Origin of the sequence: Tabrizicola sp., assembly GCF_016792905.1 — a bacterium.
In the GTDB taxonomy this organism is placed as follows: domain Bacteria; phylum Pseudomonadota; class Alphaproteobacteria; order Rhodobacterales; family Rhodobacteraceae; genus Tabrizicola.
In genome coordinates this window covers 24,614-49,001 of record NZ_JAEULP010000001.1, presented here as the reverse complement: position 1 = coordinate 49,001, position 24,388 = coordinate 24,614, and the positions used below count along the sequence as shown (strand labels likewise).

Below are 24,388 nucleotides of genomic sequence, written 5' to 3'. Positions count from 1 at the left end.
GGGCTTCCCCCGTTGCCGTGGCTTTTGTAGGGTCGTCGCGCAACCGGGGAGTCCAAAGTGACTGACGACACCGTCACGCCGATGATGGCGCAGTATCTGGCGATCAAGGCACAGAACCCCGGCGCGCTTCTGTTCTACCGGATGGGCGATTTCTACGAAATGTTCTTCGACGACGCCGTGGCCGCCGCCGCTGCGCTGGACATCGCCCTCACCAAGCGCGGCTTCCACTTGGGCGAGCCCATCGCCATGTGCGGCGTCCCGGTCCACGCGGCGGAAGGCTACCTTCTCACCCTGATCCGCAAGGGCTTCCGCGTCGCCATCGCCGAGCAGCTGGAAGATCCGGCCGAGGCGAAGAAGCGCGGCTACAAGGCCGTCGTCAAACGCGACGTCGTCCGCCTCGTCACCCCCGGCACCCTGACCGAGGACTCCCTCCTCGAAGCCCGCCGCCACAACTTCCTCGCTGCCTTCTCCGAGGTGCGTGACCAAGCCGCCCTCGCCTGGGCCGACATCTCGACCGGCGAGTTCCGGGTGATGCCCTCCTCGCTCACCCGCCTTGGCCCCGACCTCGCCCGCATCGCCCCCCGCGAACTCCTCCTTAGCGAGGCGCGGGAACGGGAAATCGTCTCTGACATGGCTGAAACCGGGGTTTCCGTCACCCCGCTCTCCCGTGGCAGCTTCGATTCCACCAACGCCGGGAAGCGTCTCTGCGACCTCTTCCACGTCGCTTCCCTCGACGCTTTCGGCACCTTCGACCGTGCCGAAGTCTCCGCCATGGGCGCCTTGGTCGACTACCTGCACCTGACCCAGCGCGGCCGCATGCCGCTTCTCCGCCCCCCGGTTCGCGAACCCTCGGGCGGCACGATGCAGATCGACGCGGCCACCCGCCGAAACCTGGAACTCACCCAGTCCCTCACTGGTGGCCGCGACGGCTCGCTCCTCGCCGCCATCGACCGCACCGTCACCGCCGGGGGTGCGCGACTCCTTGAACGCCGCCTTTCCTCCCCCTCGCTCGACCTTCACACCATCCACGCCCGGCAGGCTGCGCTCGACCACCTCCTCGAAGCTCCCTCGCTCCGCGGTCAGCTGCGCGACGCCCTGGCCCACGTCCCCGACATCGACCGCGCCCTTTCCCGTCTCGCCCTCGACCGAGACGGCCCCCGCGACATGACCGCCATCCGCGCCGGACTGGAACAGGCCGAACGGATCGCAATCCTCCTGACCGACGCCCCACCGCTCCTCTCCGAGGCCGCCACCGCCCTCGTCGGCCACACCGACCTCGTCACCCTCCTGGCCAAAGCCCTCGTTGCCGAACCCCCGCTCCTTTCCCGCGACGGCGGCTATATCGCCCCCGGCTATGACGCCGAACTCGACGAGACCCGCGCGCTCCGCGACGAAGGCCGCGGCGTCATTGCCCGGATGCAGGCCGAGTATATACAGACCACGGGCATCCCCAGCCTGAAGATCAAGCACAACAATGTGCTCGGTTATTTCATCGAGACCACCACGACTCATGAAGACCGGATGCGCGCCATGCCGGAGACCTTCATCCACCGCCAGACCACGGCCGGACAGGTGCGCTTCACCACTCTGCCCCTCAGCGATCTGGAAACCCGGATCCTGAACGCCGGGAACCATGCGCTGGAGATCGAAAAGCGTCACTATCATGGCCTGAAAGCCCGGATTCTCGACGCCTCCGCCCCCATCGCCCTAGCTGCCCGCGCCCTTGCCGAGATCGACCTTGCCGCCGCCTTCGCCGATCTTTCGGCGGAAGAGGGATGGTGCGCGCCGGAGGTGGACGACAGCCGCGCGTTTCAGATCACCGGCGGTCGACACCCCGTTGTGGAACGCGCGCTCCGCCGCGAGGGCCAGCCCTTTGTCGCCAACGACTGCGCCCTGACTGACAGCACGACCCCTGCCATCTGGCTTTTGACTGGCCCGAACATGGCCGGGAAGTCCACCTTCCTGCGCCAGAACGCGCTGATCGCCTTGCTGGCGCAAGCGGGCAGCCATGTCCCCGCGACGGAGGCGCGGATCGGCCTTGTCAGCCAACTGTTCAGCCGGGTGGGCGCCTCCGACGACCTGGCACGCGGTCGGTCGACCTTCATGGTCGAGATGGTGGAAACCGCCGCCATCCTGAACCAGGCCGATGACCGCGCGCTGGTGATTCTGGACGAGATCGGCCGCGGCACCGCAACCTATGACGGCCTCTCCATCGCCTGGGCCACGCTGGAACACCTGCACGAGGTCAACCGCTGCCGCGCCCTCTTCGCCACGCATTACCACGAAATGACGGCTCTCGCGGGCAAGCTGCCGGGAGTGAAGAACGCCACGGTGACAGTGAAGGAATGGGAGGGCGAGGTCATCTTCCTGCACGAGGTCCGCGAGGGCGCCGCCGACCGCAGCTATGGCGTGCAGGTCGCCCGGCTGGCGGGCCTGCCGCCTTCGGTGATCGAGCGGGCGAAAGTGGTGCTGGAGGCACTGGAACAAGGCGACCGCGAGGGCGGGAAACAATCGACGCTGATCGACGACCTTCCCTTGTTCCGCGCTGCACCGCCCCCTCCACCAAAGGCGCAGAAAGCCTCGGCGGTGGAGGAGCGGCTGAAAGGGGTCCACCCCGATGAGCTAACGCCGATGGAGGCGCTGCGTTTGGTTTATGAAATCAAGGGCTTGATGTAGGGTGGGTGCCAACCCACCATCCCAAGGTTCAAGGCGGGCACGGTGGGTTGACACCCACCCTACGATCATCCCGCCGTGTTCGACGACACGCCCACCTGCGCCGGGCGCAACAGCCGGTCGTGCAGCAGGAAGCCCTCCGTCAGCACCTGGATGATCTGCCCGGCCTTCGTCCCAGGAAGGGGAGCCTCGAACATCGCCTGATGCATCTGCGGATCGAACATGTCGCCCACCGCCGGAGAAATCGGCGTCACCCCGTGCTTGGTCATCACGTTGGTCAGCTCGCGCAGGGTCAGCTCGACCCCCTCGATCAGCGCAGACGAGGCTGCCCGGCTTTCCTCGGGGATCGCCTGTATCGCGCGGTTCAGGTTGTCGTAGACCGGCAGAAGGTCACGCGCCAGCCGCGTCCCGCCATACATCTCGGCCTCTTTCCGGTCGCGCTCGGCCCGCTTGCGGGAATTCTCGGCGTCGGCCAGCACCCGCATGAACTTGTCGCGCAGCTCGTCGCGCTCGGCCCGCAGAGCGTCTAGCTCGGCGTCCTCCGGGGTCACTTCAAACTCTTCCAGCTCCACCTGCGGCGAAGCGGCTTCATCCTGCGGCATTCTCACGTCCTCTTGTCACGCCTTGCCGCGGTCACTGACCAGGCGGCCCACCAGCTGTGCGGTGTAGTCGACGATCGGAACGATACGGCCGTAGTTCAGCCGGGTCGGACCGATGACGCCCACCGCGCCGATGATCTTTCGATCAGCGTTCATATAGGGAGAAACCACCAGACTTGAACCGGAAAGTGAAAAAAGCTTGTTCTCCGAGCCGATAAAAATGCGCACACCCTCGCCTGCCTCGGTCAGGTTCAGGAACTCGGCGATGTCGCGCTTGCGCTCCAGGTCGTCGAACAGAACGCGAATCCGGTCGATCTCCGCCTGATCCGCCGCCTCGCCGATCAGGTTCGACCGCCCGCGCACGATCAGCCGCTCTGATGATTCCCCTGCATTTTCCCACAGCGCCAGCCCGCTTTCGACAAGCTGTTGCGCCAGCGAATCGATTTCCTGCCTGCGAACGGCAATTTCCCTCACCATGCTGGTGCGCAGCTCGGACAGGGTGCGCCCTTCGGCCAGCGCATTCAGGAAATTCGCCGCCTCGCGCATGGAAGACGGGGTCTGCCCCGGCGGCGGCACAAACACACGGTTCTCCACCTGGCCATCCGCAAGCACCAGCACCACGAGCGCTCGGTCGGCGGAGAGGCTGACGAACTCGATATGCCGGATCGCCGCTTCCCGCTTCGGCGCCAGCACAACGCTGGCCCCGCGGGTGATCACCGACAATGCGGCCCCAACCTCGTCCAGCAGGGTCGTCACATCCTGGTCGTTGATCCCCAAGGTGGCGTCGATCTTCTCCTGATCCTCCGGCGCGACCTGGCCAACCTCCAGCAGACTGTCGACGAACATCCGCAATCCGGCCTGCGTCGGCACCCGCCCCGCCGAGACATGCGGACTGTCCAGAAGCCCCAGGTATTCCAGATCCTGCATCACGTTGCGGACCGTCGCGGCCGAGACCTTTTCCGACAGCGTCCGGGTCAGCGTCCGCGACCCCACCGGCTCTCCCGAGGTCAGATAGCCCTCCACCACGCGGCGAAACACCTCGCGCGTGCGGTCGTTCATCTCGGTCAGAATGGCCTGCGGGCTCGACATCGGTTCGGGTTTCGGGGTTGCATCCCCCGCCTGTGGTTGCATATGTGGCCGCATTCCTTTGAAAGGTCGGATCATGCGCCCGTCAGGCAGAAAACTAAGCGATCTTCGGGCGGTTTCAATCGAAACCGGCGTGATGAAGCATGCCGAGGGCTCGTGCCTGATCAAGATGGGCGAAACTCACGTCCTCTGCTCCGCGACGATCGAGGACAAGGCGCCCCCCTTCCTGAAGAACACCGGTCAGGGCTGGGTGACGGCGGAATACGGCATGTTGCCCCGCGCTACCAACTCGCGGACCCGGCGTGAGGCGGCGGCAGGCAAGCAATCGGGCCGGACGCAGGAAATCCAACGGCTTATCGGGCGCTCGCTGCGCGCAGGCGTCGACCGCCAGGCGCTGGGCGAACGCCAGATCGTCGTGGACTGCGACGTGATCCAGGCCGACGGCGGCACCCGTTGCGCCTCGATCACCGGCGGCTGGGTCGCGCTGCGGCTGGCGGTGAACAAGCTCCTGACCTCGGGCGTGATCGTGTCGGACCCGATCCTGGACCATGTTTCCGCGGTCTCCTGTGGCATCTATGCGGGCCAGCCGGTGCTCGATCTCGACTATGCCGAGGATTCGGCCGCCGGAACCGACGGCAATTTCGTGATGACCGGCGCGGGAAAGCTGATCGAAGTGCAGATGTCCGCCGAGGGCTCCGCCTTCAGCCAGGACGAGCTTCTCCACCTCCTCGACCTCGCCCGTCAGGGCAACGCCGCGCTGGTTGCGGCGCAACGGGCGGCGCTGGGCCTTTAAGATGCTGAAACGCGGGGATCGCCTGCTGGTCGCCACCCACAACCGTGGCAAGCTGGAAGAGATCGCCGATCTTCTGCGTCCCTTCAACGTGACCGTCCTCGGCGCCGGAGACCTCGGCCTGCCCGAACCCGAGGAAACCGAGACCACCTTCATCGGCAATGCGCGCCTGAAGGCCCATGCCGCCGCCCGGGCCTCCGGACTGGTTGCTCTGGCCGACGACTCCGGCCTGGCAGTCGATGCCCTGAACGGAGCACCCGGCGTCTTCACCGCCGACTGGGCCACCACGTCAAAAGGCCGCGACTTCGCGGTCGGCATGGAGCGTGTCTGGCGCGAGCTTGAAGCCATCCGCGCCCCCGAACCCCGCCGCGCGCAATTCTGCTGCACCCTGGTTCTCGCCCACCCGGATGGCCATGACCTTGTCTTCGAAGGAAAATCCCCCGGCCACCTGGTCTGGCCCGGTCGCGGTGAACAAGGTCACGGCTTCGATCCGATCTTCATGCCTGACGGCCACAGCCAGACTTTTGGCGAGATGGGCCGCTGGGAGAAGAACCGCCTCTCTCACCGCGCCGACGCCTTCGCCAAACTGGTCGCGGCCTGCTTCCCGTAATGGAAGACTGGCGCCACGCCGGCTTCGGCCTGTATCTCCACTGGCCCTTCTGCCAGTCGAAATGCCCCTACTGCGACTTCAACAGCCACGTCGCCGCCCGCGTCGACCAGTCCCGCTGGCTAGGGGCCTTCGAAGCCGAGATCGACCGCATCGGCGCCCTGACGCAGGGCCGCATCCTGAACACTGTCTTCTTCGGCGGCGGCACCCCCTCGCTGATGGAGGCCGCCACTGTCCAGGGCATCCTCGACCGCGTCCGCAGCACCTGGACTCTCGCCAACGACGTGGAGATCACGCTGGAGGCCAACCCCGGTTCGGTCGAAGCCGCCCGGTTCGAGGCCTACGCCAAGGCAGGCGTTAACCGGGTTTCCCTTGGAATCCAATCACTTGACCCGGAAGACCTCCGCCGTTTGGGCCGGATGCACTCCGTTGACGAGGCGAGCGCCGCCATCGCCATCGCCCAATCCACCTTCCAGCGCGTCTCCATCGACCTGATCTACGCCCGCCAGAACCAGACCCTCGCCGCCTGGCGCGACGAACTGCACCGAGCACTCGACTTTGGCACCTCGCATCTCTCGCTCTACCAGCTCACCATCGAGGACGGCACCGTCTTCGGCCAGATGCACGCCAAGAACCTCCTGCGCGGCCTGCCCGAGGAAGACCTCTCCGCCGACATGTTCGATCTGACACAGGAGATCACGGCAAACGCCGGTCTCCCCGCCTATGAGGTGTCGAATCATGCCCGCCCCGGTGACGAATCGCGCCACAACCTGATCTACTGGCGCATGGGCGATTACGCCGGAATCGGCCCCGGGGCGCATGGCCGACTCACCCTCGATTCGGCCCGATTCGCGACGGAAGCGGAACGACAGCCGATGCCCTGGCTCGACCAGACCCTCAACCGCTCCGGTTCCGCCGAGACATCCGACCGCCTTTCTCCCGAAGACCGCGCCGCCGAATACCTGATGTTCGCGCTTCGCCTGAAGGAAGGCGCGTCGCTCAGCCGGTTCGCGGCGCTTGCGGGCGCCCCGCTCGCCCCCGGCGCGCTGTCGGAAATGGCCGATCTCGGGTTCCTGCACCAGGAGGAAGATCAGCTCCGCACCACCGGATCCGGGGTGATGGTGCTGAACGGCATCCTCCGCGCCCTGCTGGCAGACCGGCAGAGCGCGGGCTGATCAATCTTCATCTGGTAGCTGCGAAAGCATGCGGCACAAGGTATCGAGGTCATCCAGCGACGCATAGCGGATCGTCAGCTCACCACTCTCGCCGCCGGAAGCGTGGTTGATCCGCACCGCCATCTTAAGGTTCGCGGACAAATCGGCCTCCAGCGCCCTGGTGTCGGCATCCTTCTCCGGCGCCTTGACGGCAGGCTTCCCGGCGGGCTTCATCGCTGCCTCGGCCTTGACCAGTCGCTCCGTCTCGCGAACCGACAGCCCCTTGGCGACAATCTGCGCCGCCAGATCCGATGCGTTCGGGCTGCCGATCAGCGCCCGCGCATGCCCGGCCGAAAGCGCGGCGTCCCGCACCATGTCCTGCACATCGGCTGGCAGAGTCAGCAGCCGCAACAGGTTTGCAACATGGCTGCGGCTGCGGCTCAGCGCTTCGGCCAGCTTCTCCTGCGTGTGCCCGAATCGGGTCATCAACTGCCGGAAGCCCAGCGCCTCTTCGATCGCGTTCAGGTCGGCCCGCTGGATATTCTCGATGATCGCGACTTCCAGCACTTCGGTATCGTCAAGATCGCGAACAATGACAGGAACTTCATGCAGTTGCGCCAGCTGTGCCGCCCGCCAGCGCCGTTCGCCGGCGACGATCTCATAGACGTCGCGCCCCGATTTCCGCCGCACGATCAGCGGCTGGATCACACCCTTCTGCCGAATCGAATCGGCCAGCGACTCAAGCTCCTCGCGCTTGAAGTCCATCCGAGGCTGCTGCGGGTTCGGTTCCAGCTTGTCGACAGGCAGATGCTGCTCAGCCCTGCGCGGCGTCGCCATCTGCTCCGGCCCCGCCAGATGGACATCCGCCATCAGCGCCGAAAGTCCGCGCCCCAGGCCCCGCTTTTCGTTCTTGCCACTCATCAATCAAGCCTCTGATACTTCTGGTGTCTTGCGGCGGTCCGAAATCTCCCGCGCAAGGGCGCGATAGGCCTCGGCACCCTTGGAGCCCGGATCGTAGGTCAGGACGGGCAGTGCATAGGACGGCGCCTCGCTGATTCGCACGTTGCGGGGAATCGTCGTCTTCATCACCAGATCGCCCATGTTGGCACGAGCGTCCGCTTCGACCTGGGCCGTCAACCTGTTGCGGCGGTCATGCATCGTCAACACAACCCCTTCGATCCGCAGGTCCGGGTTGGCCGACCGGCGCACATCGCGAATCGTCAGCATCAGCTGGGACAGGCCTTCCAGCGCGAAGAACTCGCACTGCAACGGGACAAGGACCGAGTTGCAGGCGACAAGTGCATTGACAGTCAGCAGGCTCAGCGCGGGCGGGCAGTCGATCAGGATGTAGTCGAAACCGTAAGCTTCCATTTCGGGGCGGCGGAGAGCATCATGCAGCAAGTAGCTGCGCTTCTCGTTCGACACGATGTCGAGGTCGGCCGAGGACAAGTCGGCATTGGCTGGAATGATCATCACTTCCGGAATGCCGGTTTCGATCACAACATCCTGTAGAGCCACGCCATCAACAATCAAGTCATAGCTGGTCTTCTTGCGCGCATCCGGCCGGATGCCAAGCCCGGTTGATGAGTTGCCCTGCGGATCGATGTCCACCAGCAGGATTCTCTTGCCCAGCTCGGCAAGCCCGGCAGCCAGGTTTATTGCAGTCGTTGTCTTGCCAACGCCGCCCTTCTGGTTCGCCAGCGCGAGGATATGAGGCTGCCGGTCAGTCTTGTCTGGCACGATGGATGTTCCTGATCTCAAGAATTGCAGCTTCGGCCTCGGACAGGCTTTGCCGACTGTAAGGGTCAAACGCCCACATCGTTCGGGCTTGAGCAAGCTCCTCCGCCCAACGCGCGCCTTTCGGGAAGATCGCGAGGCCGTCTGCACGCAAATGCCGCTCGGCAAAGCCCAGAAGGTCCGCAAGCGACGCAAGAGCGCGCGCGGACAGGACATCAGCGTTCTGCGGCGCAAGCGATTCGATTCTCTCGGTCCTCACCGTCACGGGAACGCCAAGCGCTTGTGAGGCCTGGCGCAGGAATGTGGCTTTGCGAAGATCGGATTCGACCAGCGTTACGCGCAGGTCCGGCTTCATCTCTTGCGCAAGTATGGCCACTACGAGCCCGGGAAAGCCGCCGCCCGACCCCAAGTCGACCCAGGACTGCGCTTTCGGCGGGTAAAGCGAAAAGACCTGTGCTGAATCAACAATGTGTCGGCTCCAGAGATCTGCAAGTGTTGCTTTGCTCACAAGGTTGATTGCGGAGTTCCAGCGCCGCACGAGCGCTTCGAACTCCCTCAGCTTGGCGAATGTTTCACGTGAAACATTCAGACCCGCAACTGACTCTTCTGCTGCGTCCGTCATCCCGCCAGCCGTTCCGACTGCGGTTTCCGCAAATGGGCAAGCACAAGCAGCAAAGCCGCCGGAGTAACGCCTTCAATGCGCGAAGCTTGCAGAATCGTATCCGGCTGAGCGCGCGAAAGCTTCTGCTTCAGCTCATTCGAAAGGCCGGAAATCCGGCTGTAGTCGAAGTCCCCGGGTATCCGCTGCGTTTCCTGGCGCCGCAAATCAGCAACTTCCTTCGCCTGGCGATCCGAATACTGGTTGTAGGTCGAATCGATCTGCAGCTGCGCCAGCACCTCGATGCTCAAATTCTGGTAGGCAGGAAAAGCCTCCGCTACTACATCAAGTTCCACCCCCGGCAGCGACAGCACGTCATAGGCCGAGCGCTTCCCGCCATCCCGGCTGACTGCGATCCCCGCATCGTTCAGCGCCTTCGGCCCGATCAGCACTTCGGACAGGGCATCGCGCCCGGATTCCAGGGCATCGAGCTTCGCATCAAACGCAACTCGCCGCGCCTCCGACACGCAGCCCGCCTGCAATCCGATGGGCGTCAGCCGCCGGTCGGCGTTGTCAGCGCGCACTGTCAGCCGGAACTCGGCCCGCGACGTGAACATGCGGTAGGGTTCCGTCACCCCGCGCGAAGTGAGGTCGTCGATCATCACGCCGATATAGCTGTCGGTCCGGCTGAACTCGACCGGCGCGCGGCCACCAGCGGCAGCAGCAGCGTTCAGCCCAGCTACAAGCCCTTGTGCCCCGGCCTCCTCATACCCTGTTGTCCCATTGATCTGGCCCGCGAAATACAGCCCGGGCACCGCGCGCGTCTCCAGCGTCCGATGCAGCCCGCGCGGATCGAAATAGTCGTACTCAATCGCATAGCCCGGTTGCAGGACCGCTGTCCGCTCCAGCCCCGCAATCGTGCGGATATAGGCGTGCTGAACCTCTTCCGGCAGCGAGGTCGACAGCCCGTTCGGATAGACCGTATGGTCGTCCAGCCCCTCCGGCTCCAGGAACACCTGGTGCGAGCTCTTGTCGGCAAAGCGCACCACCTTGTCCTCGATCGACGGGCAATAGCGCGGGCCGACGCCCTCGATATGTCCCCCATACATAGCGGAGCGGCCAAGGTTGTCCCGCACGATCTGGTGGGTCGCCTCCGAAGTATGCGTGATCCCGCAGGAAATCTGCCGGGCTTCCGGCACCCGGTTCAGGAAGGAAAACACCGCCGGATGCTCGTCCCCCGGCTGGCTTTCCAGCCGCGCCCAGTCGATCGTCCGCCCGTCCAGCCGCGGCGGCGTGCCCGTCTTCAGCCGCCCGACCGGCAGCGCCAGCTCGGCAAGCTGTGCCGCCAGCAGCCGTGACGGCGAATCGCCCATCCGCCCGCCCGACATCCGCCGGTCGCCGATGTGGATCACCCCATTCAGGAAAGTCCCCGCGGTCAGCACCACCCGGCCCGACGCAAACTCTACCCCCGAGGCCAGCACAACCCCGGCCACCGCCCCGCCGACCAGACGCAGCCCGGCGACTTCGCCCTCGATCACCTCCAGCCCCGGCGTCGCCAGAAGTTCTGCCCGCATCGCCTCGCGGTAAAGCCGCCGGTCGATCTGCGCCCGCGGCCCCTGCACAGCCGGTCCCTTGCGCCGGTTCAGCAAGCGGAACTGGATGCCCGCCCGATCCGCTATCCGGCCCATCACGCCATCCAGCGCGTCTATCTCGCGGACAAGGTGCCCCTTCCCGAGGCCCCCTATCGCCGGATTGCAGGACATCGCCCCCAGCGTCTCCACCCGCAGCGTCACCAGTGCAACAGACACACCCATCCGGGCCGCTGCGGCAGCCGCTTCAGCGCCCGCATGGCCGCCGCCGATCACGATGACGTCGTAGTGTTTCACGTGGAACACTCCCTGGGAACACCCTTCACTTGCCGATGCAGAAGCTGGCGAAAATCTCGCCGAGCAGGTCGTCCACATCCACCCGGCCAACCAACGCATCCAGCGCCCGCACAGCCTGTCGAAGATGTTCCGCCGCCAGCTCGACGCGCGAGTCAGGTCTTACCACTTCCGCCCGTGACTCGGCCAGAGAGCGAATTGCAGATGTTACTGCCAGCCGGTGCCGTTCACGCACCAAAGCGCCTGCCGACGCCACTCTTTCCTGCAAGATCGCGCCGATCCGGGCCATCACTTCAGCGACCCCTGCACCCGTTTTGCCCGACACAGCCAAGCCGGAAAAACCAGATTTGGTGTCAGCCTTGCCAAGAACCACCAGATCATCCCCGGTCGGCTCCAGCCCCGGTACAGCCGAGCCGTCCGTCAGGAACAGGCGCAAATCCGCCGCTTCGGCGCGCGCCAATGCGCGGTCGATCCCCGCCTGTTCCAGCCGGTCCTCGGTGTCGCGCAGGCCTGCCGTGTCCAGGAACGTCACCGGCAGCCCGGCAATCTCCATCCGCACCTCGATCACATCCCGCGTCGTCCCGGCGATCTCCGAGGTGATGGCCGCCTCGCGCCCCGCCAGCTGGTTCAACAGCGTCGACTTGCCCGCATTCGGCGCACCGACAATCGCCACTTCGAACCCGTCCCGGATGCGTTCCGCCGCCGCAACCCCTGCCGCCTCGCGCCCGAAGTCCGTCATCAGGCCGTCGATGAGTGTCAGAACTTCCGGCGAAACATCCACCGGCACGTCCTCATCCGCGAAATCAATCGTGGCTTCCAGCAATGCCCCCGCCCGGATCAGGTCGCGCCGCCAGCCCTCCACCTTCTGCCCGACCGACCCCGACAGAACCCGCACCGCCTGCCGCCGCTGCGCCTCGGTCTCGGCATCGATCAGGTCAGCCAGCCCCTCCACCTGCGCAAGGTCCAGCACGCCGTTCTCCAGCCCGCGGCGGGTGAACTCGCCCGGTTCGGCCAGCCGCAGCCCCGGCTGGTCCGCCAAGGCCCGCAGCACCGCCCCCACCACCGCCGGACCGCCATGGCAGTGCAGCTCCACCACCGCCTCGCCGGTGAAGCTCGCCCCTTCGGCAAAGCTGACAACGAGTGCCTCGTCCAGCAACTCGCCGCCCCAGGTCAGCCGCCGCAAGCCCGCCACCCGCGGCGCAGGCAGCGACCCGCAGAGCGCGAGACCGGCCGCAAACGCCGCCGGCCCCGAGACGCGAACCACGGCCAGGCCCGACCGACCCCGCGCCGTGGCGAGGGCATAGATCGTGTCCATCGCCGCCCGCCTGTCAGGTGTTCATCGACTCGAAGAATTCCGAGTTGGTCTTGGTCTGCTTCAGCTTCGAGATCAGGAACTCGATGGCATCCGTCGTGCCCATCGGGTTCAGGATGCGGCGCAGCACATAGGTCTTCTGCAGGTCGGTCTTGTCGACCAGCAGGTCCTCTTTCCTTGTGCCGGACTTCAGGATGTCCATCGCCGGGAACACCCGCTTGTCGGCAACCTTGCGGTCGAGCACGATCTCGCTGTTACCCGTGCCCTTGAATTCTTCGAAGATCACTTCGTCCATCCGGCTGCCGGTGTCGATCAGCGCGGTGGCGATGATCGTCAGCGACCCGCCCTCCTCGATGTTCCGCGCCGCGCCGAAGAACCGCTTCGGGCGTTGCAGGGCGTTCGCATCGACACCGCCGGTCAGCACCTTGCCGGAAGACGGCACCACGGTGTTGAAGGCCCGGCCCAGGCGGGTGATCGAATCGAGCAGGATCACCACGTCGCGCTTGTGCTCGACCAGCCGCTTGGCCTTCTCGATCACCATCTCCGCCACCGCGACGTGCCGCGTCGCCGGTTCGTCGAAGGTCGAGGACACCACCTCGCCCTTCACCGACCGCTGCATGTCGGTCACTTCCTCGGGGCGTTCGTCGATCAAGAGGACGATCAGGTAGCATTCCGGATGATTGGTCGCGATGGAATGCGCGATGTTCTGCAACAGCACGGTTTTACCCGTCCGCGGCGGCGCCACGATCAGCCCGCGCTGACCCTTCCCGATGGGCGAGACCAGGTCGATGATCCGGGCCGAGCGGTCCTTGATCGTCGGATCCTCGACTTCCATCTTCAGCCGCTCATCCGGGTAAAGCGGCGTCAGGTTGTCGAAGTGGACCTTGTGCTTGGCCTTTTCCGGGTCGTCGAAGTTGATCTTCGTGGCCTTCGTCAGGCTGAAATAGCGCTCGTTCTCCGACGGGGCCTTGATCACCCCTTCGATGGAATCGCCGGTGCGCAGCGAAAATTGGCGGATCATCTCGGGCGAGACGTAGATGTCATCCGGGCCGGGCAGATAGTTCGCCTCGGGCGACCGCAGGAAGCCGAACCCGTCCTGCAACACCTCCAGCACGCCGTCGCCGCCGATCTCCCAGCCTTCCTCGGCATGCTCCTTCAGGATCGAGAACATCATCTCGCCCTTGCGCATGGAGGGGGCGTTCTCGATCTCCCACTCTTCGGCCATGGCCAGAAGATCGGCCGGGGTCTTGGCCTTGAGTTGGGCGAGGTTCAAGCGTTCAACGTTCATGGAAAACCTTTGGGCGGACCGGCCCCTACAGGGCGGATCACGGGCAGGATGGCAAGGGAGATGCGGTGGGCCGGACGGCCCTGCACCGCCGCAGGTAATGTCACCTGCGGCAAAAGTCAATCAGTAGCGCAGGATCACCGAGAAGACGATGATCAGCATCAGCACGGTCGGCACCTCGTTCATGATCCGGTAGGTCCGCCCGCTGCGGGTGTTTGTCCCCCGGACGAAGTCCTTGCGCCGGGCCGACAGCCAGCCGTGGAACCAGCCCATCACCAGCACGGCCCCCGCCTTGACCCAGGGCCAGGCGAAGGACCAGTCCACCACCCCCGGCGTGAAGACCAGCGCCAGCCCGAAGACGAAGGTCGCGATCATCGCCGGGTTGATGATCCCCCGCAGCAGGCGCCGTTCCATGGTCTGGAACATCGCGTCGGTCTTCGATCCCGGCTCCACCTGTTCGGCGTGATAGACGAACAGCCGCGGCAGGTAGAACATCCCCGCCATCCAGGAGATCACCGACACGACGTGCAGCGATTTCGTGACCGGATACCAGTCGGCCAGAAAATCCGTGATCGTCTCAAGCATCTCGTCCACCCTGCAGGCCACGCCTGTCTTCTATAAAGAATAAAGAAAAGAAGGAATGTGGATGATGTAGGCCCTGTGCAGAACGGGATTTGCCCGACCGCCCCCAGAACGCTCCACAAGGAGGGGCTTGGGGACAAATCCGGGAAAAGACCGCAGCAGCGAACATATCACAAAGAACACATAAACATTTCAACTACTTACAGAAAGGCCGCAACCGCCGCCATCCACAGGTCAGCCCTATCCCCACCCAAGGCACAAGATTTTCTCCCGTCCCGCGTGACAAGCCTCTCAACAGCGGGATATCTCTGCCCCAACAGCCCCGGATTGCGGCACATGCCCACAGCCAGCCCGCAACACCCGCCTTCTCCCCCGTCAGGGCCTCAGGAACAAACCGCGGATATCCACAGCCCCCATGATCCTCGCCTCCACCTCGCTCACCCGGCTCCAGATGCTCCGCGCCGCGGGCCTCGACCCCACGCCCATCGCCCCCCGCGTCGACGAAGCCAGCATCCGCGACGCGCTGACAGCCGAGGGCGCCCACCCCCGCGACATCGCCGACACCCTGGCCGAGATGAAGGCCCGCAAGGTCGCCGAGAAACACCCCGAGGCCCTCGTCCTCGGCTGCGACCAGGTCCTCGCGCTTGACCGCGACACCTTCGCCAAGCCCGAAACCCCCGAGGACGCCCGCCAGCACCTCCGCCGCCTGAGAGGCAAGACCCACAAGCTCCTTTCCGCCCTCGTCATCTACGAAAATGCCGAACCCGTCTGGCGCCATGTCGGCGAGGCCCGCCTGACCATGCACGACATCTCCGACGCCTACCTTGACGCCTACCTCGACAGAAACTGGGACAGCGTCCGCCACTCCGTCGGCTGCTACAAGGTCGAGGAAGAAGGCGTTCGGCTGTTTTCCGCCATCGCCGGCGATCATTTCACCATTCTCGGCCTGCCGCTTCTGCCGCTGTTGGCATGGATGGGCAACCGGGGCATGATCGCCCGATGACCGACCACCCCCGTATCCCGCTTGCTGCCGTCATCGGCCACCCGATCGCCCACAGCCGCAGCCCCGCGCTGCACAATTACTGGCTGAAACGCTACGGCATCAAGGGCCACTACATTCCCATCGACATCGTTCCGGTCGACCTCTCGCGCCTCTTGCGCACCCTGCCCGAGCTTGGCTTCGTCGGCTGCAACGTCACTATCCCGCACAAGGAGGCCATCCTCCAGATCGCCGACGTGGTGACAGACCGCGCCGCGCTGATCGGGGCCGCCAACACGCTGATCTTCCGCAAGGACGGCAAGATCCACGCCGACAACACCGACGGCTCCGGCTTCATCGCCAACCTGCGCCAGAACGCGCCCGACTGGAAACCCGCCTCCGGTCCCGCCGTCGTCCTTGGCGCAGGCGGGGCCGCCCGGGCCGTCGTCGCCGCCCTGATCGAGGTCGGCGTGCCGGAAATCCGCCTTGCCAACCGGACGCGCGCCCGGGCCGACGCCATCCGCCAGGACTTCGGCGCCAAGATCCATGTTCACGAATGGGTGCAGGCCCCGAACCTCCTCGACGATGCAATCACTGTCATCAACACCACCTCGCTCGGCATGACCGGCAAGCAAGAGTTTCATGTACCCCTCCACCGCCTCAACCCCGGCGCGCTTTGCAATGACCTGGTCTACACCCCCCTCAAGACGCAGTTCCTGATCGAGGCCGAAGAACGGGGCGCCTCAGTGGTCGACGGCCTCGGCATGCTGCTCCACCAGGCCGCCCCGGGTTTCGAACGCTGGTTCGGCACCCGCCCCGAAGTGGACGAGGCCGCCCGCAAAGCCGTTCTTGCGGCATGAGCTTCGTCCTCGGCCTTACCGGCTCCATCGGCATGGGCAAGTCCACCACGGCCCAGATGTTCGCCGATGCGGGCCTGCCCGTCTGGGACGCCGATTCCGCCGTCCATCGCCTCTATCAGCCGGGTCAGCCAGCAGCACTGGCCGTCGGACAGCTCTTTCCCGTTGCCATAGACAAAGACGGCAGCGTCAACCGCGCCACCCTGCGCAGCTTGATCCGGACCGACGTCACCGTGCTCGACCGCCTCAACGCCGCCGTCCACCCGCTCGTCGCGGATGACCGCGCGGCCTTCCTGACGGCGAACGAAAGCGCCCCCATCGTCCTCCTCGACGTGCCCCTGCTTTTCGAATCCCGCGTCAACACAGCCTGCGATGCCGTGGTCGTGGTCTCCGCGCCGCGCGAAGTCCAGCGGGACCGTGTCCTGTCGCGCGGCGCGATGACCGAGGCCGAGTTCCGGACCATTCTCGCCCGCCAGATGCCCGATGCCGAGAAACGCGCAAGGGCGGACTACATCATCCCAACGACCAGCCTTGAAGCCGCGCGTCAGGCGGTAAAGGATGTGCTGGCCGACATCCGCCGCCGGATCACCAGACATGCGTGAAATCGTCCTCGACACCGAAACCACCGGGCTTGAACCGACCGAGGGCGACCGCATCGTCGAAATCGGCGCGGTGGAACTGTTCAACCACCTGCCCACCGGCAAGACCTACCACCAGTATATCAACCCGGAACGCGGAATGCCGCTCGGGGCCTTCAACATCCACGGCATCGGGCACGACATCCTGGAACAGCCCGGCCAGCCGGTTCCAGGCGGCGTCACACTGCGGGACAAGCCTGTCTTTGCCCGCATCGGTCAGGCCTTTCTCGATTTCATCGGCGATGCGCGGCTTGTGGCGCACAATGCCGGGTTTGACATGAAGTTCCTGAACTTCGAACTGGAACGGGCCGGTCTCCCCGGCCTTCCGGGCGCGCGTGCCATCGACACGGCGGCCATGGCCCGGACCAAATTCCCCGGCTCGCCCGCTTCGCTCGATGCCCTTTGCCGCCGCTTCGGCATCGACAACTCCATGCGCGAAAAACACGGTGCGCTCCTCGACAGCGAAATTCTCGCCGAGGTCTATCTGGAACTGATCGGCGGCCGCCAACCGGATCTGGTGCTCGGCAGCGCTGCCCCGGCCCCGGCAATGGGCGCGACAGGCGACACAACCTGGCGCCCCCGTCCCCGCCCGGAACCGCTGCCGCCGCGGATCACCGAAGCAGAAACCGCGGCCCATGCGGCGATGCTCGCGAAACTGGGCGATGCTGCGATCTGGAAGCAGAACGCGTAACGGCTGATCGTCACGCACCGCCGGTCCAGCCCGCGTCCCCTCTCCCCCTGGGGGAGAGGGTCAGGGTGAGGGGAAAACGCTTCAGTTGACCTTTTCGGTCGGCGCCGCAGCTGCCGCCTGTGCCTGCGCCCGACGCGCCAGCTCCTGCCGGTAAAGTGCCATGAAATCGACGGTATCCACGTTCAGCGGCGGGAAGCCACCGTCGCGCGTCACGTCCGAGATGATCCGACGCACGAAGGGGAACATCAGTCGCGGGCATTCGATCAGCAGGAACGGATGCATCTGGTCGTCGCTGACACCCTCGACGTGGAAGGTCGAGCCGTATTCCAGCTCAAGAAGGAACAGCACGTCGCCGTTGACCTTGTTCTTCGACGTCACCTTGAACTTGGTGATGACTTCGTACTGGTTCGGCACCGGGCGCTTGCGGGCGTCAAGGCTCACTGCGACCTGGATGTCCGGCTGCACTTCGCCAGCCGACAGGCCCTTCTGCACCACCATGTTCTCGAAGGACATGTCGCGCACATACTGCGCCAGCACCTGCATCTTGACTTGTTGCGGAGCGGCGGTAGCGCCGTTCCCAGCCGGGGTTTCGTCTGCCATTTCCGGGTCTCCCAAACGGATTTGCCGCCTTCTATCAGGTCAGCGGCCCGCTCTCAATGCTGCGGTTGTCCAGCACGGAAAAGGCCGACCCGAAGGTCGGCCGAGTCTTAAGATTTCATGAACACCCGCAAGCAAGGCCTTGATTTCATTGGACTGGAAAATCTGTCCACCGTGGACACATCCTCCGGCTCAACTCAGAGAACCTCACTCATCTTCACAGTCCGCCCCTCGGCGACCGACTTCAGCGCAGCCTCGGCCAGGGCCAGGGCCAAGAGCCCGTCCTCGCCCGACGGGCTCGCCTTGGCCTTGCCGCCGATCACGTCGATGAAGGCCGCGATCTCGGCCGCATAGGCCTCGGTATAGCGGGTCATGAAGAAGTCATGCAGCGGCGGCCGGGTATAGCCCGCCCCGGTCGCCACCTCGATGGAAACCGGCCGCTGGTTCTCGGCCGAGGCGACCCCCTTCGACCCGTGCACCTCGATCCGCTGGTCGTAGCCATAGGTCGCCCGGCGCGAGTTCGAGATCACCGCCATCTTGCCCGAGCCCGTCTTCAGCATGACCTGAACCGAGTCGCTGTCCCCCGCCTTCCCGATCGCCGGATCGACCAGCACCGCCGCCATCGCCGAAACCTCGGTGACTTCCTCGCCCAGCAGGAACCGCGCCATGTCGAAGTCATGGATCGTCATGTCCCGGAAGATCCCGCCCGACCGCGCGATGTAGTCCAAGGGCGGCGCCCCCGGGTCGCGGCTGGTGATCGTCACCATCTCTACCGTCCCGATGCTGCCCTTGTCGATCTCGCCCCGGACGGCAGCGAAATGCGGGTCGAAGCGGCGGTTGAAGCCGACCATCAGCACCCCCTTCTCGGCGTGGACGACCTCCAGGCACTGTTTGACGCGGGCCAGCGACAGGTCGATGGGCTTTTCGCAGAACACCGCCTTCCCGGCCTTCACGAACTGCTCGATCAGGTCAGCATGGGTATCCGTCGGCGTGCAGATCACCACCGCGTCGATGTCCTTCGCCGAAGCAATCGCGTCGATGCTGCGCACATCGCAGCCATACTGATCCGCAATCGCCTGCGCCGCCGGGGCCATCGCGTCCGACACCGCCACCAGCTTCGCGGCCGGGTTCCCCGTCACCGCCTTCGCATGAACCTTCCCGATGCGCCCCGCGCCCAGAAGCCCGAACCTGATCGTCATAGCCTGTCCTCTTTCAAAGCCTGTTTCTTGTTGGCAACAAGGTTGCCGAACTTCTATCTTCCTGCAACGATCATTGCAAGGCGCTCAGGCGAACGCCGCATCCGAGGCACCCTTCACCCCGGTGATGTAGCTCACGATGTCATTGCCGTCGGTTTCATCCTTCCGCAGTGACGCCACGATGCGCCCGCGACGGAACACGACGATCCGGTCCACCAGGTCGAAAACCTGCCGCAGGTTGTGGCTGATCAGGATCATCGGGATGCCGCGCTCCTTCAGCCCCCGGATGATGTTCTCGACCTGCGCCGTCTCCTGCACCCCCAGCGCCGCCGTCGGTTCGTCCATGATCACCAGCTTCGACGCAAAGGCTGCCGTCCGGGCGATGGACACGCACTGCCGCTGCCCGCCCGACATGTTGCGGATCGGGTTGTCGACATTGGGGATTTTCACCGCCGTGGTCTTCAGCGCCTCCATCGTCCGGTCGCGCATCGTCTTGCGGTCCAGCCAGGAGAATGGCCCAAGCTTGAACTTGAACAGCTCGCGCCCCAGGAACAGGTTCGAGGGCACGTCCAGATCGTCAGCCAGCGCCAAGGTCTGAAAGACCGTCTCGATCCCGGCCTGTCGCGCCTCCAGTGGGCCGGAGAAATTCACCGGCTGGCCGTCAAAGATAACCTCACCGGAGGACCGCTGCTCTACCGCCGTGACCTGGCGCACGAACGTGGACTTCCCCGCCCCGTTATCGCCCACCACGGCGACATGCTCGCCTTCGTGCAGGATGAAGTTCGCGTCTTCCAGCGCATGTACGCCGCCATAGTGCTTGGTCAGGCCACGGGTTTCCAGAATGATCTTCGACATGTCCGTTACCCCCGGGTCCGTTTGCGTTGCCGCCATTGGTCCAGCACCACGGCGCCGACAATGATCGCGCCCTTGACCATCTCCTGGTAATAGGCGTCCAGCTTGATCGAGGTGAACCCCGAGATGATGACCGAAAAGATCATCGCGCCCAGCACCGTTCCAAGGATCGAGCCGCGCCCGCCCGCAAGGCTGATGCCGCCGATCACCGCCATGGCGATGGCGTCAAGTTCGTACATGACCCCCATTCCCGCTTGTGCGGTCAGGTTCTTCGAGGTCAAAAGCACTGCCGCGACTGCCGCGAGGATACCCGCGATGGTATAGACCAGCACCTTGTGGTGATCGACGTTGATCCCCGACATCCGCGCCGCCGCCTCGTTCGACCCGATGGCATAGCTGCGCTTGCCGTACAGCGTGTACGTCATGATGACATGGAACAGGATCGCCAGCAGGACAAAGACCACCGCCGGGTTCTGTCCGGGCCAGTGGAGCACGCCAAAGGTCATGCTGCCCAGAAGGTCGCCATTTGCCAGGCTGCCGAAGTTTTCCGTCGGAAAGCTCACCGGTTGGCCGTTCGACCACCATCGCGCCGCGCCCCGGGCCGAAACCATCATGCCCAGCGTTGCGATAAAGGGCGGAATCTTGGTGTAGGCGACCAGCAAGCCGTTGATCAGCCCGGCGAGCAGCCCGCAGGCCAGTCCCACGACAATCGGCACGATGACCGGCAGGTCCATCGCCCAGTCGCCGAAGATCGCCTTCGGGTTCGGGTTGCCGTTGACCAGGGCCGTCTGAGCGAAGCTCATCACCACCATCGCCGTCACGCCGACGACCGACCCCGACGACAGGTCGATCCCGCCGATGATGATCACCTGCGTCACGCCCAGCGCGATGATCCCGACGATGGCAACCTGGAGAATCATGATATCCAGCCGCTGCTGGTTGAAGATCGCATCCACGTTGTCGCGCATGTTGAACAGGAAGGATCCGCCCTGCATCCGGTTCAGGATCTCGAAGATCAGGACGATCAGCACCAGCGCGCCGAACACGTTCCACTCCGGCGCGCGGGTGCGCTTTGCCGGGTCGTATTTCAGGCCGCCAAGGCCATGGGTCGCTTCAGCCACGTCGCTTCCTCCTCCCCAAAGATGCGATTTCGGAAAACTCTGGCCGATGTTGCCCCATCTGGACCAGCAAGAAAGGGGCGACTGTCTCCAGCCGCCCCAGGTGCCCGGAAGGGGCTCAGTTCTTCGAAGCGTAGTCGGCGACGTTCGCCGGAGTGACCAGTTCGAACGGAACATAGACCTTCTGGTCAACCGCCTCGCCCTTGGCGAGCTTGGTCGCCGCATCCAGCGCGCCGCCACCCTGGGCCGCCGCGTTCTGGAACACGGTCACGTCCAGTTCACCCGCCTGCATCGCGGCCAGGGCGTCCTGCGTCGCGTCGACGCCGCCGACCTGCACCGTCGCCATGTCGATGCCCGCGGCCTTCATCGCCTGGATCGCGCCGATCGCCATTTCGTCGTTGTTGGCGATCACGCCATCGAACGCCGCACCGGTCGACAGCCAGTTGGTCATCAGGGTCTGGGCCTGATCACGCGACCAGTTGGCGGTCTGCTCGTCGATGATGTTGATCTTCACCTTGCAGCGGCCGTCGCCCATCACATCATGGATGTCCTGGGTCCGCTGCACGGCGGCCTGGTTCGACAGTTCGCCCTGCATGACATAGACGTTGACCTCAGTCTTCCCTTCGGCCGCCCAGTTGTCGCAGAGCTGGATGGTTTCCAGCGTGCCGGATTCCACTTCGTTCGAGGCGACGAAGGCTTGGTTGTCGGGCAGGGTGTCGACGTTGATCGGCTGGCGGTTCACATAGACCAGCGGGATGTTCGCGGCAGCGGCGGCATCCGACATCGCCTGCGTCGCCGAGGTATCGACCGGGTTCACGATGATCGCGTCAACGCCCGAGGCGATGAAGTTGTTGATCTGGTCCAGCTGCTTGGCGACGTCGTTCTGCGCATCCTCGATCTGCACCTTCAGGCCGGCCGAATCGGCCTGCGACTGGATGCCGTTGCGCAGCACGGTCAGGAAGTTGTCGTCGAACAGCGCCATCGACACGCCGATGCCGTCCGCCATGGCGGTCGTGCCCATCAGCGCGGTCAGGCCCGCAGCAAGAAGCGTCTTTTTCATGTCTCTCTCCCTTGGTGGATGTCCGGCACATCCTGGATTGAACCGGAAGACCCGTTCTCCCTGGGTCTGAAGCCGTCGCTCAGGCCGCGCGCGCAGCGAGGCTTTGGCGGATGAAATCAAAAGACTTGGACAGTTCGCCCGCCGGATCGGCATAGGCGTGAACCTCCGGCGAGAAGGCCTCATAGCTGACGGGACCGTTCCAGCCCGCGGCTTGCAAGGCGGCGATCTGTTCCACATTGCCCAGCCGGTCGGCCGGGGTGACAAGCACCCGATGCGGATCGCGCATGTCGGCGACGCTCACCTGCTGGTCGACGACGCCAGAGACATGGACGATGCCGGTATGGTCCGGGAACAGCGGGCCGCCGTGGGCCAGCGTGTGATGGAACGTGTCATGCACCAGCTTGAAGCGGCCCTTGCCGCCGACGGCCTCGATCCCCTCGACCGCCTCCGCCTTGTAGCGCAGCGCGCAGATCTCGAACCCCAGGGGCTCGACCATGCCGACAAGGCCGTGATCTTCCAGCATCGTCTTCAGCGCCTTCAGCGCGACGCGCAGGTTTGCCTGCCGCTCGCCGTTGCCCATCCCAAGATTGTCGTTGCGCGGGATCAGGCTGACCGCTTCGGCCCCGGCGGCCTTGGCGATCTTCATCAGCGCCAGCGCTTCGGCTTCCTTGTCCGTGGACCAGTCGTTGAAGCGCTTCACCTCGGCCACGGCCAGCAGGCGCAGCCCGCTGTCGCGGATGAAGGCTCCTGCTTCGGCCGGGTCCATACCGTCGAACAGCGGCTGGGGCAGGTCGTTGCGGACCTCGATGCCGACGCAGCCAAGGCCCTTCGACAAGGCCACAAGCTCGCGGAAGGAAAGCCGGGCCACCGTCATGTGGTTCAAAGCGAAGTGGATCATTCCCGGCCTCCCCAACCGCGGCAATTTCGTTGGCCGGACCATCCCCGAGACAGCAAGGTCGCGTCAATCCGTCGCGGGGCGAACGCATCATTTGTGACGAAATGACGCGCATGACGCTGACGCTTTTTCGTCAGACGCTTTCGGGAAGGTAAAGGTCGGGCTGCAGGAAGTGCTGGCCTTGCACCGGGGTCATGCCATCGCTGACCGTCTCGGCGGCAAGCCGCACGAGGTCATCGCACAGCCGGGGCAATGGCGTGCCGATGACCATCGTCACATGGCGCCCGATCAGCGCAGCGCGGCTTTCGGGGGTAAGCTCATTGACGACCAGCGCCACCTCGCCCGGTGCCCGCGCCTCGCGCACCGCAGCGATGGCGCCCTCCATCCCGCCCCCGGCACAATAGATGCCGCGCAGGTCCGGGTGGCGGCCCAGCAGGTCGAGCGTCGCCTCATAGGTCAGCTGCCGGGTTTCCAGGTTGATCAGCGTGTCGAGGATCTGGAACTGCGGGGCATGTTCGCGGAAATAGCTGCGCACCCCGGTCTCGCGCAGCTCGTGCCCGTGCCAGCGGTAGCCTCCGACGAAAACCGCGATCTTTCCGGCATGGTGCGAGGCGGTGGCGATCATGTGCGCAGCGATGCGCCCGACCTTCAAGTTGTTGAGTCCAAGGTAGTTTTGCCGAACCCCCTGCCCGAAATCGTTCAGCAGCGAAAAGCATGGGATACCCTTGGCATTCAGCCGGATCACCGCCTCTGTCACTTCGGGATGGGTAACGGCGGTCGCGGCAATCGCGTCGACACGGCCCGCCATCCCCTCCATCAGCTCTGTGAAATCCTTGGGCGATTGCGACGAAGCGAAGGCCACCTGCACCGTCGCACGCACCCCGGTGGCCTGGCCGACCGCGCGCTCCGCCTCGGCCTTGAACTGCTGGTAGAAGGCCTGGCGCTCCTTGTGCAGCACCAGCCCCAGCCGCAGCCTTGGCAGATCCGCCTGCACCCGCTGCCCGATCAGCGGCGCCGCGTGATAGCCGATCAGCCGGGCGGCCTCATAGACCTTGCGGGCGGTTTCCTCGCGCACCTTCTCGCGCCCGTTCAGGACACGGTCGACCGTCGCGCTGGATACCCCGGCCTCGCGGGCCACATCATGGATGGTGGGGCGGTTTGCCATCGTGCTTGACGAAATCCCATCAGGCCTTTGCCAG

Annotated in this window: 24 protein-coding genes; 8 read left to right on the top strand and 16 right to left on the bottom strand. The window is 65.0% G+C overall.

Annotated elements, in window-relative coordinates; all coding sequences use genetic code 11:
• The first annotated feature begins 57 nt into the window (after positions 1-57).
• Positions 58-2,676, top strand: coding sequence for a DNA mismatch repair protein MutS (gene mutS, locus JNL31_RS00235; RefSeq protein ID WP_294968263.1), 2,619 nt, complete (start codon positions 58-60; stop codon positions 2,674-2,676).
• A gap of 65 nt (positions 2,677-2,741) precedes the next feature.
• On the opposite strand, the gene JNL31_RS00230 is transcribed toward mutS, so the two are convergent.
• Both JNL31_RS00230 and hrcA read right to left on the bottom strand, forming a co-directional pair.
• Positions 2,742-3,275: a nucleotide exchange factor GrpE gene (locus JNL31_RS00230; RefSeq protein WP_294968260.1), complete on the bottom strand. Its 534-nt coding sequence runs from the start codon at positions 3,273-3,275 to the stop codon at positions 2,742-2,744.
• A 15-nt stretch (positions 3,276-3,290) separates the two neighbouring features.
• A complete protein-coding gene (gene hrcA / locus JNL31_RS00225) occupies positions 3,291-4,361 on the bottom strand; it encodes a heat-inducible transcriptional repressor HrcA (protein ID WP_294968257.1) in 1,071 nt (356 codons plus the stop codon).
• A gap of 73 nt (positions 4,362-4,434) precedes the next feature.
• Between hrcA and rph the strand changes: the two genes are divergently transcribed.
• The 3 genes from rph to hemW are packed head-to-tail and all read left to right on the top strand — an operon-like array spanning position 4,435 to position 6,930.
• Positions 4,435-5,151 (top strand): ribonuclease PH, encoded by a 717-nt coding sequence (gene rph, locus JNL31_RS00220; RefSeq protein ID WP_294968254.1) that lies wholly within the window; start codon positions 4,435-4,437, stop codon positions 5,149-5,151.
• A gap of 1 nt (position 5,152) precedes the next feature.
• A complete protein-coding gene (gene rdgB, locus JNL31_RS00215) occupies positions 5,153-5,758 on the top strand; it encodes an RdgB/HAM1 family non-canonical purine NTP pyrophosphatase (RefSeq protein ID WP_294968251.1) in 606 nt (201 codons plus the stop codon).
• A complete protein-coding gene (hemW, locus tag JNL31_RS00210) occupies positions 5,758-6,930 on the top strand; it encodes a radical SAM family heme chaperone HemW (protein ID WP_294968248.1) in 1,173 nt (390 codons plus the stop codon). Before rdgB ends, hemW begins: the two co-directional genes overlap by 1 nt.
• Here hemW and JNL31_RS00205 read toward each other — a convergent pair whose 3' ends face one another.
• From JNL31_RS00205 to JNL31_RS00175, 7 genes are all read right to left on the bottom strand, one after another.
• Positions 6,931-7,830: a ParB/RepB/Spo0J family partition protein gene (locus tag JNL31_RS00205; RefSeq protein WP_294968246.1), complete on the bottom strand. Its 900-nt coding sequence runs from the start codon at positions 7,828-7,830 to the stop codon at positions 6,931-6,933.
• Between the two features lie 3 nt (positions 7,831-7,833).
• Positions 7,834-8,649, bottom strand: coding sequence for a ParA family protein (locus tag JNL31_RS00200; protein WP_294968334.1), 816 nt, complete (start codon positions 8,647-8,649; stop codon positions 7,834-7,836).
• Positions 8,633-9,268, bottom strand: coding sequence for a 16S rRNA (guanine(527)-N(7))-methyltransferase RsmG (gene rsmG, locus JNL31_RS00195; protein ID WP_294968243.1), 636 nt, complete (start codon positions 9,266-9,268; stop codon positions 8,633-8,635). Before rsmG ends, JNL31_RS00200 begins: the two co-directional genes overlap by 17 nt.
• Positions 9,265-11,130, bottom strand: a complete 1,866-nt coding sequence (gene mnmG, locus JNL31_RS00190) for a tRNA uridine-5-carboxymethylaminomethyl(34) synthesis enzyme MnmG (RefSeq protein WP_294968240.1) — start codon at positions 11,128-11,130, stop codon at positions 9,265-9,267. The genes rsmG and mnmG overlap by 4 nt, the downstream gene beginning before the upstream one ends.
• 25 nt (positions 11,131-11,155) lie before the next feature.
• Positions 11,156-12,442: a tRNA uridine-5-carboxymethylaminomethyl(34) synthesis GTPase MnmE gene (mnmE, locus tag JNL31_RS00185; RefSeq protein WP_294968237.1), complete on the bottom strand. Its 1,287-nt coding sequence runs from the start codon at positions 12,440-12,442 to the stop codon at positions 11,156-11,158.
• Between the two features lie 13 nt (positions 12,443-12,455).
• Positions 12,456-13,727 (bottom strand): transcription termination factor Rho, encoded by a 1,272-nt coding sequence (gene rho / locus JNL31_RS00180; RefSeq protein WP_294968234.1) that lies wholly within the window; start codon positions 13,725-13,727, stop codon positions 12,456-12,458.
• A 120-nt stretch (positions 13,728-13,847) separates the two neighbouring features.
• Positions 13,848-14,309 carry a CopD family protein gene (locus JNL31_RS00175; RefSeq protein WP_294968232.1) on the bottom strand — a complete coding sequence of 154 codons (462 nt, stop codon included), beginning with the start codon at positions 14,307-14,309 and terminating at the stop codon, positions 13,848-13,850.
• Positions 14,310-14,721: 412 nt separating this feature from the next.
• Between JNL31_RS00175 and JNL31_RS00170 the strand changes: the two genes are divergently transcribed.
• From JNL31_RS00170 to dnaQ, 4 genes are read left to right on the top strand one after another with little or no spacing between them, the layout of a single operon-like run.
• A complete protein-coding gene (locus JNL31_RS00170; RefSeq protein ID WP_294968229.1) occupies positions 14,722-15,309 on the top strand; it encodes a nucleoside triphosphate pyrophosphatase in 588 nt (195 codons plus the stop codon).
• Positions 15,306-16,145, top strand: a complete 840-nt coding sequence (locus JNL31_RS00165) for a shikimate dehydrogenase (RefSeq protein WP_294968226.1) — start codon at positions 15,306-15,308, stop codon at positions 16,143-16,145. Before JNL31_RS00170 ends, JNL31_RS00165 begins: the two co-directional genes overlap by 4 nt.
• Entirely contained in the window at positions 16,142-16,744 is a 603-nt protein-coding gene (gene coaE / locus JNL31_RS00160; RefSeq protein WP_294968223.1) for a dephospho-CoA kinase, read from the top strand. Before JNL31_RS00165 ends, coaE begins: the two co-directional genes overlap by 4 nt.
• Positions 16,737-17,471: a DNA polymerase III subunit epsilon gene (gene dnaQ, locus JNL31_RS00155; RefSeq protein WP_294968220.1), complete on the top strand. Its 735-nt coding sequence runs from the start codon at positions 16,737-16,739 to the stop codon at positions 17,469-17,471. The genes coaE and dnaQ overlap by 8 nt, the downstream gene beginning before the upstream one ends.
• Positions 17,472-17,552: 81 nt before the next feature.
• Here dnaQ and secB read toward each other — a convergent pair whose 3' ends face one another.
• From secB to JNL31_RS00120, 7 genes are all read right to left on the bottom strand, one after another.
• Positions 17,553-18,071: a protein-export chaperone SecB gene (gene secB / locus JNL31_RS00150; protein WP_294968217.1), complete on the bottom strand. Its 519-nt coding sequence runs from the start codon at positions 18,069-18,071 to the stop codon at positions 17,553-17,555.
• Positions 18,072-18,265: 194 nt separating this feature from the next.
• On the bottom strand, positions 18,266-19,267 hold the full coding sequence (gene iolG, locus JNL31_RS00145) for an inositol 2-dehydrogenase (RefSeq protein WP_294968214.1): 1,002 nt from the start codon (positions 19,265-19,267) through the stop codon (positions 18,266-18,268).
• Between the two features lie 84 nt (positions 19,268-19,351).
• Positions 19,352-20,119, bottom strand: a complete 768-nt coding sequence (locus tag JNL31_RS00140; protein WP_294968213.1) for an ATP-binding cassette domain-containing protein — start codon at positions 20,117-20,119, stop codon at positions 19,352-19,354.
• A 5-nt stretch (positions 20,120-20,124) separates the two neighbouring features.
• The gene (locus JNL31_RS00135; protein WP_294968210.1) at positions 20,125-21,237 is read right to left on the bottom strand and encodes an ABC transporter permease; all 1,113 of its coding nucleotides are present in this window, start codon (positions 21,235-21,237) and stop codon (positions 20,125-20,127) included.
• Positions 21,238-21,352: 115 nt separating this feature from the next.
• Positions 21,353-22,294, bottom strand: a complete 942-nt coding sequence (locus tag JNL31_RS00130; RefSeq protein ID WP_294968208.1) for a substrate-binding domain-containing protein — start codon at positions 22,292-22,294, stop codon at positions 21,353-21,355.
• Positions 22,295-22,373: 79 nt separating this feature from the next.
• Complete coding sequence (locus tag JNL31_RS00125; protein ID WP_294968206.1) at positions 22,374-23,192, bottom strand: TIM barrel protein; 819 nt, start codon at positions 23,190-23,192, stop codon at positions 22,374-22,376.
• Positions 23,193-23,322: 130 nt separating this feature from the next.
• The gene (locus tag JNL31_RS00120; protein WP_294968203.1) at positions 23,323-24,354 is read right to left on the bottom strand and encodes a LacI family DNA-binding transcriptional regulator; all 1,032 of its coding nucleotides are present in this window, start codon (positions 24,352-24,354) and stop codon (positions 23,323-23,325) included.
• Between the last annotated feature and the right edge of the window lie 34 nt (positions 24,355-24,388).